The organism is Lentzea sp. NPDC060358, from assembly GCF_042725365.1.
Taxonomy (GTDB): domain Bacteria; phylum Actinomycetota; class Actinomycetes; order Mycobacteriales; family Pseudonocardiaceae; genus Lentzea.
Genome location: NZ_JBHXCW010000055.1, coordinates 1 through 16,722, shown reverse-complemented (window position 1 = coordinate 16,722; position 16,722 = coordinate 1). Strand labels below are relative to the sequence as shown.

11 protein-coding genes are annotated in these 16,722 nt (G+C 70.1%); 7 read left to right on the top strand and 4 right to left on the bottom strand.

From position 1 onward, the window contains the following. The first annotated feature begins 116 nt into the window (after positions 1-116). The 4 genes from ACFWGZ_RS14725 to ACFWGZ_RS14710 all read left to right on the top strand — a co-directional run bounded on the left by ACFWGZ_RS14725 (position 117) and on the right by ACFWGZ_RS14710 (position 7,646). The gene (locus ACFWGZ_RS14725) at positions 117-1,709 is read left to right on the top strand and encodes a carboxyl transferase domain-containing protein (RefSeq protein WP_382452013.1); all 1,593 of its coding nucleotides are present in this window, start codon (positions 117-119) and stop codon (positions 1,707-1,709) included. A gap of 2 nt (positions 1,710-1,711) precedes the next feature. Further along, entirely contained in the window at positions 1,712-3,625 is a 1,914-nt protein-coding gene (locus ACFWGZ_RS14720) for an acetyl/propionyl/methylcrotonyl-CoA carboxylase subunit alpha (protein WP_382452012.1), read from the top strand. A gap of 5 nt (positions 3,626-3,630) precedes the next feature. Further along, complete coding sequence (locus tag ACFWGZ_RS14715; protein ID WP_382452011.1) at positions 3,631-4,782, top strand: acyl-CoA dehydrogenase family protein; 1,152 nt, start codon at positions 3,631-3,633, stop codon at positions 4,780-4,782. Positions 4,783-4,883: 101 nt separating this feature from the next. Continuing rightward, entirely contained in the window at positions 4,884-7,646 is a 2,763-nt protein-coding gene (locus tag ACFWGZ_RS14710) for a hypothetical protein (RefSeq protein ID WP_382452010.1), read from the top strand. On the opposite strand, the gene ACFWGZ_RS14705 is transcribed toward ACFWGZ_RS14710, so the two are convergent. Next, positions 7,643-9,178 (bottom strand): acyl-CoA dehydrogenase family protein, encoded by a 1,536-nt coding sequence (locus ACFWGZ_RS14705; protein WP_382452009.1) that lies wholly within the window; start codon positions 9,176-9,178, stop codon positions 7,643-7,645. The two genes, ACFWGZ_RS14710 and ACFWGZ_RS14705, sit on opposite strands and share 4 nt — an antisense overlap. A gap of 170 nt (positions 9,179-9,348) precedes the next feature. Between ACFWGZ_RS14705 and ACFWGZ_RS14700 the strand changes: the two genes are divergently transcribed. The 3 genes from ACFWGZ_RS14700 (at position 9,349) to ACFWGZ_RS14690 (ending at position 13,157) form a co-directional block, all read left to right on the top strand. Then, positions 9,349-10,599 (top strand): FAD-binding oxidoreductase, encoded by a 1,251-nt coding sequence (locus tag ACFWGZ_RS14700; protein ID WP_382452035.1) that lies wholly within the window; start codon positions 9,349-9,351, stop codon positions 10,597-10,599. After that, complete coding sequence (locus ACFWGZ_RS14695; RefSeq protein ID WP_382452008.1) at positions 10,600-11,832, top strand: class I SAM-dependent methyltransferase; 1,233 nt, start codon at positions 10,600-10,602, stop codon at positions 11,830-11,832. It begins immediately after the preceding gene. A gap of 107 nt (positions 11,833-11,939) precedes the next feature. Next, a complete protein-coding gene (locus tag ACFWGZ_RS14690) occupies positions 11,940-13,157 on the top strand; it encodes an ATP-binding protein (RefSeq protein WP_382452007.1) in 1,218 nt (405 codons plus the stop codon). Here the strand turns inward: ACFWGZ_RS14690 and ACFWGZ_RS14685 are convergent. The 3 genes from ACFWGZ_RS14685 to ACFWGZ_RS14675 all read right to left on the bottom strand — a co-directional run. Next, positions 13,154-13,987, bottom strand: coding sequence for a S1C family serine protease (locus ACFWGZ_RS14685; protein WP_382452006.1), 834 nt, complete (start codon positions 13,985-13,987; stop codon positions 13,154-13,156). The genes ACFWGZ_RS14690 and ACFWGZ_RS14685 overlap by 4 nt on opposite strands. A gap of 66 nt (positions 13,988-14,053) precedes the next feature. Continuing rightward, positions 14,054-16,084 carry an EAL domain-containing protein gene (locus tag ACFWGZ_RS14680; RefSeq protein ID WP_382452005.1) on the bottom strand — a complete coding sequence of 677 codons (2,031 nt, stop codon included), beginning with the start codon at positions 16,082-16,084 and terminating at the stop codon, positions 14,054-14,056. 177 nt (positions 16,085-16,261) lie between these two features. Next, on the bottom strand, positions 16,262-16,722 hold a 461-nt coding region (locus ACFWGZ_RS14675), incomplete at its 5' end, for a GNAT family N-acetyltransferase (RefSeq protein WP_382452004.1).

The window sequence follows — 16,722 nt, the reverse complement described above, 5'->3', positions numbered from 1 at the left end:
CCCCAAAGGCGCGTTGACCTGCATTCGGGTCGCTCTCGAGCCGGACTGGTGGACCGCTAGGTTAGCGGGCGCTAACATGAGGATGTTAACGCCCGCTAACCTGAGGTCTGGGGAGCATGGACGCACCTGTCCTGCGCAGCGCAGCCGAGCCGTCGGACCGCTACGCCAAGGAGCACGCCGCGCTCGTCGACGAGCTGCGCGGCAAGCTCGCCACCGCCGCGCTCGGCGGTCCCGAGAAGGCTCGTCAGCGCCACGTCGACCGCGGGAAGCTGCTGCCACGCGAGCGGGTGGACACGCTGGTCGACCCCGGTTCGCCGTTCCTCGAACTGTCGCCGTTGGCCGCCAACGGGATGTACGGCGACGAGGCACCCGCCGCGGGCATCATCACGGGTGTCGGGCGCGTGTCCGGCCGTGAATGCGTCATCGTCGCGAACGACGCCACGGTCAAGGGCGGCACCTATTACCCGATCACGGTCAAGAAGCACCTGCGCGCGCAGGAAGTGGCGCTGCAGAACAACTTGCCGTGCATCTACCTGGTCGACAGCGGCGGCGCGTTCCTGCCCAGGCAGGACGACGTGTTCCCGGACCGCGAGCACTTCGGCCGGATCTTCTTCAACCAGGCCACCATGTCCGCCAAGGGCATCCCGCAGATCGCGGCGGTCCTCGGTTCGTGCACCGCGGGTGGCGCGTACGTGCCGGCGATGAGCGACGAGGCGATCATCGTGCGCAACCAGGGCACGATCTTCCTCGGCGGCCCGCCGCTGGTGAAGGCCGCGACCGGTGAGGTCGTGAGCGCCGAGGACCTCGGTGGCGGCGAGCTGCACTCGCGCACGTCCGGCGTCACGGACCACCTGGCGGAGAACGACGCGCACGCGCTGAAGATGGTCCGCTCGATCATCTCGACGCTGGGACCGCGAGCGCAAAGGCCCTGGGAAGTCACGAAAACCGAGGCGCCGGCCGTCAACCCGGACGACCTCTACGGCGTCGTGCCGACGGACTCCCGGACGCCCTACGACGTGCGCGAGGTGATCGCGCGGGTCGTCGACGGGTCGAAGTTCCAGGAGTTCAAGAGGGAGTACGGGCAGACGCTCGTCACCGGCTTCGCGCGCATCCACGGGCACCCGGTCGGGATCGTGGCCAACAACGGCATCCTGTTCGGCGAGTCCGCGGTCAAGGGCGCGCACTTCATCCAGCTGTGCGACAAGCGGTCCATCCCGCTGGTGTTCCTGCAGAACATCACCGGCTTCATGGTCGGCCGCGAGTACGAGGCGGGCGGCATCGCCAAGCACGGCGCCAAGATGGTGACGGCCGTGGCGTGCGCGCGCGTCCCGAAGTTCACAGTGATCATCGGCGGCTCGTTCGGCGCCGGCAACTACTCGATGTGCGGCCGTGCGTACTCGCCGCGCTTCCTGTGGATGTGGCCGAACGCGCGCATCTCCGTCATGGGCGGTGAGCAGGCGGCGTCGGTCCTCGCGACGGTGCGCCGCGACCAGCTCGGCGACGAGTGGTCCGCGGAGGACGAGGAGGCGTTCAAGGCGCCGATCCGCCAGCAGTACGAGGACCAGGGCAACCCGTACTACTCGACCGCGCGGCTGTGGGACGACGGCGTGATCGACCCGCGCGACACCCGCACGGTGCTGGGACTGGCGTTGTCCAGCGCGGCGAACGCCCCCATCGACGATGTTTCCTACGGCGTCTTCCGGATGTGATCATGTTCGACAGCGTTCTGGTGGCGAACCGCGGGGAGATCGCGGTCAGGGTGATCCGCGCGCTCAAGTCGCTCGGGATCCGGTCCGTCGCCGTGTACTCCGACGCGGACGCCGAGGCGTTGCACGTCAAGCTCGCCGACGAGGCCGTGCGCATCGGGCCCGCCGCGGCCCGCGAGAGCTACCTCTCCATCGAGAAGATCGTCCGCGCGGCCGTCGACACCGGCGCGCAGGCGATCCACCCCGGCTACGGCTTCCTGGCCGAGAACACGGCGTTCGCGAAGGCCTGCGACGACGCGGGGATCGTGTTCGCCGGCCCGCCCGCGTCGGCGATCGACGCCATGGGCGACAAGATCCGCGCGAAGCTGACGGTGTCGGCGGCGGGCGTTCCGGTGGTGCCGGGGCGCACCAGGGAGGGCATGTCCGACGACGAGATCGTCGAGGCCGCGGCCGAGATCGGCTTTCCCGTGCTGCTCAAGCCTTCCGCGGGCGGTGGCGGCAAGGGCATGCGCCTGGTGCACGAGGAGTCCGCGCTGCGCGAGGCGATCGAGTCGGCCCGGCGCGAGGCGCGCGGGTCGTTCGGCGACGACACGCTGCTGATCGAGCGGTTCGTCACGAACCCGCGCCACATCGAGATCCAGGTCCTGGGTGACGCGCACGGCACCGTGATCCACCTCGGCGAACGCGAGTGCAGCCTCCAGCGGCGGCACCAGAAGATCATCGAGGAGGCGCCGTCGCCGTTCCTCACGCCCGAGGTGCGCGAGGCGATGGGCGCCGCGGCGGTCGACGCCGCCAAGTCCGTCGGCTACGTCGGCGCGGGCACGGTCGAGTTCATCGTGGACGGTGCGACCGGCGACTACTTCTTCATGGAGATGAACACCCGGCTGCAGGTCGAGCACCCGGTGACCGAGATGGTCACGGGCGTCGACCTCGTCGAGTGGCAGCTCCGCGTGGCGTCCGGCGAAGCCCTCGACCTGACCGTCGAGCTGACGGGGCACTCGGTCGAGGCGCGCGTCTACGCCGAGGACCCGGCGCGCGGCTTCCTGCCGACCGGTGGCCGGGTGCTCAAGCTCGCCGAGCCCACGTCCGTCCGCGTCGACTCCGGGCTGTACGAGGGACTCGTCGTCGGGTCGGACTACGACCCGATGCTCGCCAAGGTGATCGCGCACGGCCGCACCCGCGAGGAAGCGTTGCGGCGCCTCGACCACGCGCTCGGCCGGATGGTGCTGCTCGGCGTCACGACGAACATCCCGTTCCTGCGCGCGCTGCTGCGCGACGAGGACGTGCGGGCGGGCGCGCTGGACACCGGTCTCGTCGAGCGCAAGCTCGACGCGCTGACCACGGCCGAGGTCCCGGACGAGGTGTACGTGGCGGCCGGCCTGGAGCGGTCGCTCGACCCGCGCGGCGACGACCCGTGGGACCAGCCGGGCGGCTGGCGCGTCGGCGAGCACGCGTGGACGACGTGGCGGATCAACGACGTCGACGTGCGCGTGCGCGGCGACGAGGTCGCCGTGGGCGCGGGAGAACCGGTCAGGGCGCGTGCCCGCAGGGAGGGCACCGACCTGCTCGTCGGTTCCCGCCGGTACGCGACGGCCCGCGACGGCGACGTGCTGTGGCTGGGCCACGACGGCGCCTCGTGGGCGCTGGTCGAGGCCGAGTTCCTGGTCGGGGCGGCCGGGGGAGCCGCGGCCCAGGGCGGCCCGGTCAAGTCGCCGATGCCCGGCACCGTGCTGGTCGTGCGGGCGCGGCAGGGCGAGGAAGTGACCGCCGGTCAAGCGTTGTTCGTGGTCGAGGCCATGAAGATGGAGCACACCGTGACCGCACCGGTCGACGGCGTGCTCGCCGAAGTGAACGTGCAAGCAGGCCAGCAGGTCGCACTCGACCAGGTGCTGGCCCTCGTCGTCTCTCACGAGGAGTGACACCGATGTTGGACTTCCGGCTCCCGAGCGAGTACGAGGACCTGCGCAAGACCGTCGAGGAGTTCGCCCGCGACGAGGTGGCCCCGGTCATCGGCGACTACTACGAGCGCTGCGAGTTCCCGTACCCGATCGTCGCGAAGATGGGGCAGATGGGCCTGCTCGGCCTGCCGTTCCCCGAGGAGCACGGCGGCATGGGCGGCGACTACTTCGCCCTGTGCCTGACGCTCGAGGAACTGGCGCGCGTCGACTCGTCCGTCGCGATCACCGTCGAGGCCGCCACCTCCCTGGGCGCCATGCCGATCTACCGCTACGGCACCGACGAGCAGAAGGCGCAGTGGCTGCCGTCGCTCACGTCCGGGCGGCAGCTGGGCGCGTTCGGCCTCACCGAACCGGGTTCCGGCTCCGACGCGGGCGCCCTGGCCACGACCGCGCGCCTCGACGGCGACGAGTGGGTCATCAACGGCACCAAGGCGTTCATCACCAACTCCGGCACCGACATCACCGGCCTGGTGACGGTCGCCGCGGTCACGGGCACGCAGCCCGACGGCCGCAAGGAGATCTCCTCGATCATCGTCCCGTCCGGCACCCCGGGCTTCACGGTGTCGAAGAAGTACTCCAAGGTCGGCTGGTGCGCCTCGGACACGCGCGAACTGTCCTTCCTGGACTGCCGGGTGCCCGCGGCGAACCTGCTCGGCACCCGCGGCCGCGGCTTCGCCCAGTTCCTGCGCACGCTCGACGAGGGCCGCGTCGCCATCGCCGCGCTGTCGGTCGGCCTCGCCCAGGGCTGTGTGGACGAGTCGGTCCGCTACGCCCACGAGCGCGAGACGTTCGGCGCGAAGATCGGGACTTACCAGGCGATCCAGTTCAAGCTCGCCGAGATGGAGGCCCGCGTCCACACGGCACGCCTCGCCTACTACGAGGCGGCGTCCCGGATGCTGCGCGGCGAGCCGTTCAAGAAGCAGGCGGCCATCGCGAAGCTCGTGTCGTCCGAGGCCGCGATGGACAACGCCCGCGACGCCACGCAGATCTTCGGCGGCTACGGCTTCATGAACGAGTACCCGGTCGGCCGCTTCTACCGCGACGCGAAGATCCTCGAGATCGGCGAGGGCACCTCCGAGGTGCAGAAGATGCTGATCGCCCGGGAGCTGGGGCTTTAGGGAGGCGCTGGTCCGTTCCGGCTGAACAACGTCAAAGCACCGGCCCCGCGGGACCTGCCCGGCTAGCGTCGTCTGCCTTCCGCACGAGTGTGAGGGTGCCGATGACAGAGCCCGTGTTCCGCGGTGTGAACGTTCTCCTCGAGGTCGTCCGCGGCCTGTGCGACCGGCCGGGGTTCTTCTACCGGAGCAAGACCGAGGAGGTGGTCGGCGACCAGCCGCTTCCGCTGCTCCACCTGGAGAGCGAGGCCAGTCCGACGCCGTTCCTGCGGGCGCTGGAGCACAAGCTCGACGAGGGCCGGCCGGCCATTCCGCACGCCTACGTCGACGTCGCTTCGGTCGGTGCGGAAGTCGGGAAGAGGTGGCCGCCGGAGGCACGGGAGACGCCACCCCTGCTGCCGTTGCTGGACGTGCTGAGCCATCGGCTGTCCGAGGTCCACGTCGGCCGCGAACGCCTCACCCGGTTCGACCACTACCGGCTCGTCGACTGGCTCACCGGCAAACGCCTGCCGCGCAAGCCGGGGCGCGACGACCGGGCGAGCGTCGTCGAGCTGCTGCGGCAGTGGACGGGCCGCACCACCGAGGACGGCGAGGCGCTCAACCGGGCGGTGGACGCGTTCATCCCCAACCTCGTGACGCGGCTGGGGCTCGGGCTCGTCGCCTGGGTCGGCAGCAAGGCCGGGTTCCGCTGGCTCGGCAGGCGGGTGCCGGGGCTCGCGCGCGAGTCGAAGTGGTTCATGCGCGGGCAGAACTTCGCGCTGCCCCACCACTCCATCGAGTTCCTCGGGTTCGCGGAACGGCTGACGCTCGGCCGCCGCGAGTCCGAGAACACCGGGCAGATCAAGCTGCTGCTCGTGCACGCGTTCCTCGAGGACCTGCGGATCGCCTACCGGCGCCGGCGCGGGTTCCTGCCACGCCGGGCGGGCTGGCGGCGCACCGCCTACATCCCCGTGCTGCTCGACGGCGTCACGAAGGACAACGGCGGCTGGGAGCTGCTGGAGCTGATCAACGACGTCCGCAACGAGACCGGCGAGCTGGACCCGCTGCTGGTGATCGCGGCCAGCTCCGTGCAACCCGCGCTCTCCCAACGGCTCGGGGTCGTGCCGGTCACACCGGACGAGACCGCGGAGGCGTTGACGACCTGGCGCGAGGAGCTTCCCCGCAAACGGCAGATGCTCGCGCCGGACGCCCGCTACCTCATGATCAGGCTGCCGTTCCCCAGCCCCGACAAGAAGAGGTGGAAGGGCGCGCCCGCGTTCCAGGCGGCGCCCGTGCGGTGGCTCGCGCGCCCGCGGCGGCTGGAGGCGATCATCGCGGTGGCCGTCGTGGTGCTGCTCGTGCCGGCTTTCGTGACCGTGCGGAACCACATCCGGGCCAACTGCTCGATCGTCGGCTCCGCGACCTCGGCGGGGGTCTCGACCCGGCTGATGGACGTCGAGGGCAACACCGAGTGCGTCGGCTACAGCGACAACAGCAGCCAGGTGTTCGGCTCCAACGAACGGCTGCGGTGGACTCAGCGGGCGGTCTTCGCGCAGAACGAGGAGGCGGAACGGCTGCACGCCGCCGACCCCGGCCGCCCGTTCGTCTCGCTGGTCTACTTCTCCAGCCTCACGCACAAGGACACCAACCCCGACGCCGACCACTCCCGCGCCGAGGAGCTCGAGGGCATGCTGCTCAAGCAGCGGCAGCAGAACGACAGGTCGCGCTCGGAACCGCTGCTGCGCGTCGTGATCGCCAACGGCGGCGCGATGATGAAGCGGGCACCGGAGGTGCTGCGCGACATGCTGACGCCGTTGCTGGAGGACGACTCCGGCATCATCGGCGTGGTCGGGCTCGACCGCAGCGTCGCGGAGACCAGGGACGTGATCACCGAGCTGGGGGCGCTGGGCGTGCCGACGATCGGCACCACGCTCACCGAGGCGTCGCTGCCGACGAGGTCGGCCACGTACTTCCAGCTGATCCCCGGCAACCTCCGGCAGGCCGACCTCGTCCGGCGCTACGCCCAGTACGCCGGCTCCACCGAGGTGACGATCCACCACCCGCCGCTGGGCAGGGGCGACGTCTACCTCGACGACCTGGTGACCGTGCTGGGCAGGGAGCTCGCGGCCGCCGGCGTCCGCCACCAGGCCGTCCCGTGGGCCAGGAGCCCGCAGGAGGTGCCGTCGCAGTGCGTCGAGGACCACTCGAGCGAGCTGGTGTTCTTCGCGGGCCGCGAGGAGGACTTCGGCGAGTTCCTCCGCGCGATCGGCCGCGACTGCTACGACAAGTTCCGGCTGCCGCGCATCGTGGCCGACGACGCGATCATCCGGTTCATCGCGCAGAAGGCGAGCCGGGTGCAGGACTCGCTGGCCGGCATGCGCGTGTCGTACGTGAGCATGGCCGGTCTCGTCGTGCTGGCCGGAAAGCCGTGCGTGGAGGGCAAACCGGGCCCGAAGGCCCGCGGCGGGCTGCCGCTCGACGCGTTCTGCGCCGGGTACAGCAGGCTGAACCAGGAGGTCCAGGAGTCGACGCTGCCGCCGGAGGACAAGCCGGTCAAGCCGTGGCCCGGCGAGCACATCGGCGTCGCCTACGACGCGACCGGGCTCTTCCTCGACGCCGTGCGCAACGCGCAGTCGCGCCTGGCGGGGCTGCCGGTCCACACGCCGCACCGCGGTGCGATCAGCGGCGAGCTCCGCGAGCTGGAGTTCTTCGGCGCCACCGGGCGCACCGACTTCGGCACGTCGCGGATCGGCGAGCAGCGCAACTTCACGATCCTCGAGCTCACCGACATCCACGACTTCGGGCAGCAGCCGACGTGCGTGTTCCTGACCGGCGACCTGTACGGGCCGGAATCGCAGCGCCAGCCGAACGGGTGTCCCGCCGGTTAGGTCTTCGGCACGGCCCGGTCGATGATCGAGGCGAAGTCGGTGGACCGGGGGAGCGTGCCGAACGCGACTCCCCAGTCGCCGCCGAGCCGCGAGGCCAGGAACGCGTCCGCGACGGCGGGGTGCCCGTGCCGCACGAGCAGGGCACCCTGCAGGACCAGCGCCATCTTCTCGACGACCCGGCGGGCCTGCGACTCGTCCACATCGGACAGCGCCGCGCCGAGCTCGTTCACCGCCCTGTCGATGCGCGCGTCGACACCCGTGACGACGGACAGGAACTCCTGCACCGACTCGGGTTCGCGCTTCATCGCGCGAAGGACGTCGAGCGCGGCGACGTTGCCGGAACCCTCCCAGATCGACATCAGCGGCGACTCGCGGAAGAGCCTCGGAAGACCGCTGTCCTCGACGTAGCCGTTGCCGCCCAAGCACTCCAGCGCCTCGGCCGCGTGCACCGGACCGCGCTTGCAGACCCAGTACTTGGTGGCGGCGAGCCCGAGCCGCGGCCGGTGCTGCGCGAGCCACATCGCGGCAGTCGTCGCGGCCTCCGACTCGACCGCGAGGTCCGCCAGCACGTTGCGCATGGCCGGTTGGTCGATCAGGTACCGGCCGAACGCCTTGCGGTGCGCGGCGTGGTGCGCCGCCTGCCGCAGCCCCGCCCGCATGCCCGCGGCCGACCCCAGCACGCAGTCGAGGCGGGTCATGTTGACCATCTCGATGATCGTCCGCACGCCGCGGCCCTCGTCGCCGACCCTGGTGGCGAACGCCTCGTCGTACTCGACCTCGGCCGAGGCGTTGGACCTGTTGCCCAGCTTGTCCTTCAGGCGCTGCAGGAAGAACCGGTTGCGCGTGCCGTCCGGCAGCACCCGCGGCACGAGGAAGCACGTCAGGCCGCCGGGCGCCTGCGCGAGCGTCAGGAACAGGTCGGACATCGGGGCCGAGGTGAACCACTTGTGCCCGGTCAGGAGGTACCCGTCGGCGACCGGCCGCGCGACCGTGGTGTTCGCCCGGACGTCCGAACCGCCCTGCTTCTCGGTCATCGACATGCCGGCGATCAGGCCCCGCTTGGAGAGCGGTGCGCGCAGGCCGAAGTCGTAGGTCCGCGCGGTGAGCAGGGGTTCGTACCTGGAGGCGACTTCAGGCGAGACGCGCAATGCGGGCACAGCCGCGCAAGTCATCGAAATCGGGCATCCGTGACCGGCCTCGGTCTGCGACCAGACGTAGAACTTGGCTGCCCTGCTGAGATGCGCACCGTCGACATAGGCGTGCAAACCGTGCGAAACGGCGACATTCATCAGATCGTGCCAAGCAGGGTGGAACTCGACCTCGTCGATCCGGTTGCCGTACCGGTCGTGCGTGTGCAGCACCGGCGGGTGGGCGTTCGCGAGACGGCCGCGGTCCTGCCACTCCGCGCTGCCCGCGAGCCGTCCGAGCTCGTGCAGTTCGGCGTCGTCGACCCAGGTGAGCAGCGCCGGGTCGGCCGCGACGTCGTGACCGGTCAGCGGCGGCACCTGGTTGGTCACCTCGTGCGTAGCCATGCCCGGCACGCTACTACTCGCTAGTAACTTTCGGCAGTGCGCCATGTGAGATCACTGGCCCATTCGGGCTTTTGGGCGCGACAACGGCGGTGACGAGGAATAACGTCGTCCACGTGAGTGACCATGGGCACAGCTCGGCCGTGGCTGCGCTGAGCGCGCAGTACGCCGCGATGCGCGAAGGTGCGCCGGTGCGGCTCGCGAAGAAGACGTCGAACCTCTTCCGGTTCCGGGCAGACCAGGCCGGCGGGCTCGACGTCGGCAGGTTCGACCAGGTCCTGTCCGTGGACCCGGCCGGACGCACCGCACAGGTGCAGGGCATGACCACCTACGAGAACCTCGTCGCCGCGACGCTTCCCCACGGCCTGATGCCGTTGGTCGTGCCGCAGCTCAAGACCATCACCATCGGCGGCGCCGTGGCCGGGCTCGGCATCGAGTCCACGTCCTTCCGCAACGGACTGCCGCACGAGTCCGTGCGAGAGCTGGAGATCCTCACCGGTGACGGCGAGGTCGTCGTCGTGAAGCCGGACGACGACCTGTTCCGCGCGTTCCCCAACTCCTACGGCACGCTGGGGTACGCGCTGCGGCTGGAGATCGAGCTGGAGCCGGTGCGCCAGCACGTCCGGCTGCGCCACGTGCCGTTCGGCTCGTACGCCGAGTGCGCCAGGGTCATCGAGGAGGTCTGCGCGGACGGCTCGGCGGACTTCGTCGACGGCACGGTGTTCTCCCGCGGCGAGATGTACCTGACGCTGGGGCACTACGCGGACATCGCGCCCTACACGTCCGACTACACCGGCAACGACATCTACTACCGGTCCATCCAGAAGCGGCGGACGGACCACCTCACGATCCACGACTACCTGTGGCGCTGGGACACCGACTGGTTCTGGTGCTCGCGCGCGTTCGGCGCGCAGAACCCGGTCGTGCGCCGCCTGTGGCCCAAGCGGTACCTGCGATCGGACGTGTACCGCAGGCTCGTGGCCAAGCACCGGCAGCTGCGGCCGCGGACGGACGTCGAGCCGGTGATCCAGGACGTCGAGATCCCGGTCGCCGGGCTGGCCGACTTCCTCGACTTCTTCGACCGGGAGATCGGCATCTCGCCGGTGTGGCTGTGCCCCGTTCGCCTGCGCGACACCACGGGCTGGCCGCTCTACCCGATGGACGCGGACACGTTGTACGTCAACGTCGGGTTCTGGTCGGAGGTCCCGGTGCGCCCGGGGGAGAAGATGGGTGACCGCAACCGGCTGATCGAGCGCGAGGTGGCGCGGCTGGGCGGCCACAAGTCGCTGTACTCCGACTCCTACTACGAGGAGGACGAGTTCTGGCGGCACTACAACGGTTCGCACTACCGGTCCGTGAAGGCCCGGTACGACCAGACGAACCGACTGCCTGATCTGTACGCCAAGTGTGTCAGGGGACGATGAATGCGGTTGGCCTCCATTTTCCAGCGCATCACCGGTGGCAACGACGTTCGCTTCAAGGCCTACGACGGCAGTGCCGCCGGGCCCGACTCGGCTCCGGTCGCGATCGACATCAAGACGCCGGAAGCCCTGTCCTACCTCGCCTCCGCGCCGGGTGAGCTGGGGCTCGCCCGCGCCTACGTGACCGGGCACCTGGAGATCCTCGGCGACGTGCACGCCGGCCTCTCCCGGCTCTCCGAGTTCTCCCTGCGCGAGATCCCGTGGCCGCAACGGGTGGAGCTCCTGCAGTTCCTGGGCCGCGTCCGGTTCTCCCACAAGGTCAGCCCGCCGCCGCAGGAGACCCGCCTGCGCGGCCTGCGCCACTCCAAGGCCCGCGACCAGCAGGCCATCGCCCACCACTACGACGTCTCGAACCAGTTCTACGAGTGGGTCCTCGGCCCGTCGATGGCCTACACCTGCGCGGTGTACCCGACGCTCGAGTCCACTTTGGAAGAAGCCCAGCACGAGAAGCACGACCTGGTGGCCCGCAAGCTGGGGCTCAAGCCGGGCATGAAGCTGCTCGACGTGGGCTGCGGCTGGGGCGGCATGGTCATGCACGCCGCCCGCGAGCACGGGGTCCGCGCGATCGGGGTGACCCTGTCGCGCAACCAGGCGGAGTACGCGCAGAAGGCCATCGTCGAGGCGGGCCTGTCGGACCTCGCCGAGGTGCGCCACCTCGACTACCGCGACGTGCGCGAGACGGGCTTCGACGCGGTGTCGTCGATCGGCCTGACCGAGCACATCGGCAAGGCGAAGCTGCCGGGCTACTTCGCGGCCCTGTACCGCAAGCTGAAGCCGGGCGGCCGGCTGCTCAACCACTGCATCACGCGCCCGGACAACAAGCAGCGGGCGCTCTCGGGCCCGTTCATCGACCGGTACGTGTTCCCGGACGGCGAGCTCGTCGGGCCGGGACACCTGGTGTCGCTGATGCACGACACCGGGTTCGAGGTGCGGCACGAGGAGAACATCCGCGAGCACTACGCGCTGACGCTGGCCGCGTGGAGCCGCAACCTCGAGGCGCACTGGGAGGAGGCCGTGGAGGAGGTCGGGGAGGCGCGGGCCCGCGTGTGGCGCCTGTACCTGGCCGCGTCGCGGCTCGGGTTCGACCGCAACAACATCCAGCTGCACCAGGTGCTCGGGGTGAAGCTGGACGGGACCGAGTCGCACATGCCGTTGCGGCCGGACTGGCTGTCCTGATCTTCGGCAGATGTGCAGTCGGAATGTCGGCAGATCGGAAGGGTGATCTTCGGCAGATGTGCAGTGAGGCATTCGGCAGATGTGCAGTCGATCAGTAGGGTGAGGGGGTGCGAGAAGCAGTTGACTACGTGCCCCGACGTGCGGCGCAGCTGGTGGCAGAGGCCTTGCTCGACACCCGCGTCGTGGTGCTGAACGGTGCGCGGCAAGTCGGCAAGTCGACACTGGCCGAAAGGGTGCTCCGCCACAACGGCGGAGTCGCCCGCTACCTCGACAAAGGAGAGGTGCGCGCGATCGCCGAAGCCGATCCGGGAGCCTTCGTCCGGCACGACGGGTTGCTGATGATCGACGAGGTCCAGCGCGTGCCTGACCTGTGGCTGGAGATCAAGCACGTCGTCGATCGGGATCCGCGGCCCGGTAGCTTCCTCCTCACCGGATCGGCCCGGTTGCTCGCCCTGCGAGAGCTTCCGGACGCCCTGCCGGGGCGCACGGAGACCGTGGAACTGTGGCCGCTGTCGCAGGGCGAGATCGACGGCGCTCCCGACGGCTTCGTCGACTCGGCCTTCGAGCAGGGGCCTGACCTCCGCGCCGCGTCAGGTGAATTGCGCAAAAAGGACTACCTCGCTCGGGCCAAGCGGGGCGGTTATCCCGAAGCGTTGCTGCGGGAAGCTCCTCGCCGCCGCGCCAGGTTCTTCGCGAGCTACCTCGCCGACCTGATGACGCGTGACGTCGAACAGGTCGCGGACATCGGCCGAGCGAGCGACATGCGCAGGTTGATCTCGCTGCTGGCGGCCCAGACGGCCGGCTTGTTGAGCTTCAACCGGCTCGCGAACGACATCGGGATCGCCGCGCACACCGTCAAGCGGTACGTCGAGATCCTCGAGACGATCTACCTCGTGCGGACGGTGCCCGCGTGGTCGGGCAACCGCACGACTCGAGCGGTGGCGACCCCCAAGGTGTTCTTCGTCGACTCGGGCCTTGCCGCCCACCTGGGCGCTGATGAAGGTGCGCTCCTGGAGAACTTCGTGCTCGGCGAGCTCGCCCGTCAGCTGACGTGGTCGGAGACGTTTGCGACCCTGCACCACTACCGCGATCGCGACCAGTACGAGGTCGACGCGGTGCTGGAGGACAACACGGGACGGGTGATCGGGATCGAGGTCAAGGCCGCGGAAACCGTCAGGTCTGACGATTTCCGCGGCCTGCGTCTGTTGCAACGGCGTCTGGGCGACAGGTTCCTCGCGGGGTACGTGCTCCACGCCGGCGAGCTGGCGGGCAGCTTCGGTGACGGCATGGTCTGCCTGCCGATCTCCGCCCTCTGGACCGCCTAGCCCAGCTGACCCACGATCTGCTTGGCCGTGTTGGACGGGATCGCGAACCCGATCCCCACGCTCCCGGCCTGCCCGCTGCTCGACGCCGGCGAGTAGATCGCCGAGTTGATGCCGACCAGCTCACCGGCCGCGTTCACCAGCGCGCCACCGGAGTTGCCGGGGTTGATCGACGCGTCGGTCTGGATCGCCTGGTACGACACGGACTGCGAGCGGCGGGTCTCGCCCGGCACGGTCACCTTGCGGTCCAGCGCCGAGACGATGCCGGTGGTCACGGTGCCCTGCAGGCCCGACGGCGAGCCGATCGCCATCACCGCGTCACCCACCTTCACCGAGTCCGAGTCCGCCCACTTGATCGGTGTGAGGCCCGAGACGCCCGAGGCCTGCAGCACCGCGATGTCCGAGGTCGGGTCCGTGGAGACGACGGTGGCGGGCACCTGGCGGCCGTCGTTCAGCGTCACGGTGATCTGGCCGCTCGCCGCGGCGACGACGTGGTTGTTGGTGAGGATCCGGCCGTCGGCGCTGAGGATCACGCCGGAGCCGAGGCCGTCGCCGACGTTGACCTGCACCACGGAGGGCAGCACGGTCGAGGCGACGGAGCTCCAGTCCAGAGTGGACGTGTTCGAGACCGACTGCGCCACGACGGAGGACGACGCCGCGGGCGAGTCCGGTGAGGCGACCACCGCTCCGGTGACACCTCCGAACAAGCCGGCGACGAGTGCCGCCGCGGTCAGCATCGGGGCCGTGCGGCGCCAGAACTTCGGCGCCGGGACAACGGCGGGCTGCGGTTCCACCAGTGACCCGCTCATCGCGGGGAAGCTCTGCTCGGTCATGACTCCACGATGGACCGCGAACTTGTGAGAAACCTGTGCCGAACCCCGTGCAAACCCTGATAAGAATCAGATGAGAAGGGCGGGCACCTCGGCGGCCGGCACCGGCAGGCCGAAGTGCGGGCCCTGGCCGCCGACCACGCCCAGCGCGATCAGCCGGGACGCCTCCGCGTCGCTGCGCACGTCCTCCGCGTACATCGGCAGCCGCAGGATCGACGCCCACTCGAGCAGCGCGACGGCCGCGGTCTTGTCCACCCGGTTCGCGCCGGTGTCGAAGCCGTGCACGACGGCGGGCGAGAACTTCACGCCGGTCCACGGCAGCATCCGCAGCCTGCCGACGCCCGCGTTGCCGCCGGTCAGGTGGTCGAGCACCAGCTCGACGCCGCGTTCGGCGAGGATCGTCAACTCCTCGAGCTGCTCGTCGTTCAGCAGCACGGGCAGGCGTTCGTGCAGTTCGAAGCGCAGTTTCGACGGCGGCAGGCCCGCCCGCGCCAGCACGCGGGCCACCTCGGCGACGAGCTCGGGCTCCTGGCACACCCGCGTCGGCAGGTCGATGGACAGCACGGGCATGCGCTCGCCGAGAGTCGCGTACCACTCGCCCGCCTGGGTGCACGCCTCCGCCAGCGCCCAGCGGACCAGCCGGACGATCATGCCGTTGTCGGTGGCCGGGGCGAGGAACGTCTCCGGGCAGAGGGAGCCGCGCTCCGGGTGGTCCCAGGCGATCTTGGCCTCGAGCGCGAGCACCGTCCCGTCGGCCAGCGAGCGGACCGGCTGGTAGTCGATGCGGAACTCGCCCTCCTCCAGCGCGCCGGGGATGGACGCGGCGAGCGCGTACCGCTCCTTGTCGAGCTGGTCGCGCTCCCGGTCGTACAGCGCCCACTGCGCCTTGCCGTCGCGCTTGGCCCAGCCGACCGTGACGTCCGCCGCGCGCAGCAGGTCCGCCGCGTCGGCGCCGCGGGCCGCCAGCGCCACGATGCCCGTGCTCACGGTGACGCCGACGCCGTGGCCGTCGATCCAGTTCGCCTCTTCGAGCCGTTCGGCGAACTCGTCGACGAGCGCGATCACGGCGGGCACGTCGTGCGGGTTCCTGATCAGCACGCCGAACTCGTCCTCGCCGATGCGGGCGACCTCGCCCACCTCCTCGGAGAACACGGCCCGCAGGTGCCGTGCGACGTGGGTCAGCACGCGGTCGCCGGTCCCGTGCCCGAACGCGTCGTTCACGCCGCGGAAGCCGTCGACGTCGATCTGCAGCAGCGCGAGGGTGTCCGGCCCCCTGGACCCGACGGCTCCCTCGAGCCAGCCGAGGAACTGGGCGCGGTTGGGCAGCCCGGTCTGCACGTCGTTGAGGCTCTGGCGCACCAGCTGCGACTGCAGCGCGCGCATCTCGTTCATGTCCTCGACCATGGTGACGAAGTACGGAGGGGTGCCCTCGTCCTCGCGCACCAGGGAGATCGCCATGTGGGTCTGGATGGTCTCGCCGTCGCTGCGGACCATCCGCTTCTCGACCCTGATGTTGTCGTGGGCGGACGCGATGAGTTGTATCGCGAGCTCTCTCAGCCCGTCCCTGTCGTCGGGGTGGATGAAGTCGCGGCCGGTCATCCCGCTCAGGTCGGTGGCCGAGTAGCCGAGCATCGACAGCAGCGCGCCGTTCACGTCGACGATGTCGCCCTTGAGGCCGCTGATGATGATCCCGAACGCCGAGCTGTCGAACACCGCGCGGAACTTCGTCTCGCCGGCCCGGACGGCGCTCTCGGCGCGGCGCATCGCGTTGATCGCGGCCGCGCGGCTGATCTCCTGCTGGGCGAGGGTGCGCTCGCGCAACGCCTCCGCGTACCCGGCGGCGAGCCCGCCCAGCTGGGCGGGGGTGACCGGCGAGTGCCCGGCCAGGTGCGCGAGGGACTCCTCCAGCGTGGCGGAGGCGACGAGGTCGTGCTCGACCATCGACCGGCCGACCTCCCTGGCCGCGTCCACACCGCCGTGGAGCAGCTGCTCGACGTACCCGCCGAGGAGTTGCTCCAGCTTCTCGCGGGTGAGGTTCGCGAGAAGGGTGCCGGAGATCGCCGCCGCCCACCGGACGGCGTGCTCAGGAGTGTCGACCATGTTCATTCAGCTCGGATGGCCATTCGTGGGGACCGGGATGATCTGATCGGTCGTCGGACACCGAACGAGGAGCTCGTGCGCCCGGTTGCCAGCTTACTGATCAGTCACAAGGTGTCCAACCGAACTCCGGTACCCGATCGGAAATCGGCGGTTCGGCCACGAATTCACTCGTTTGAACTAGTGAATCGACTTGCTGAAGGCGAGCGGACCAATTGTGAGCGGATCCGCCTCCACGTCGAACAGCGGTGCGTAGCCGGTGGCCAGGTAGAGGCCTCGAGCCTCGGGCTGCCGCGGGCCCGTGGTCAGGTAAATCCGGTTGTACCCAAACGCCCTGGCCTCGTTTTCGAGCTCTGCGAGCACGCGCCGCGCCAGTCCGCGCCGCCGGTGCCGGGAATGGGTCCAAATTCGTTTCAACTCGGCTGTTTCGGCATCGCGCCGCAGGAACGCGCCACCGGCGACCGCCGCGCCGGCTTCCAGCAAAAGCAGGAACTGTCCGCGCGGCGGTTCGAAAACGTGCGCCGGCCGCCGCATCTCCTCTGCGCCCATCGGCCCATAACGCGTCGTGTACTCGTGCGTGAGCTCTTCCACCAACGGCGCCGCGTCCGGGTCCGACTGCCGGACGCGGCGCACCTCGAGGG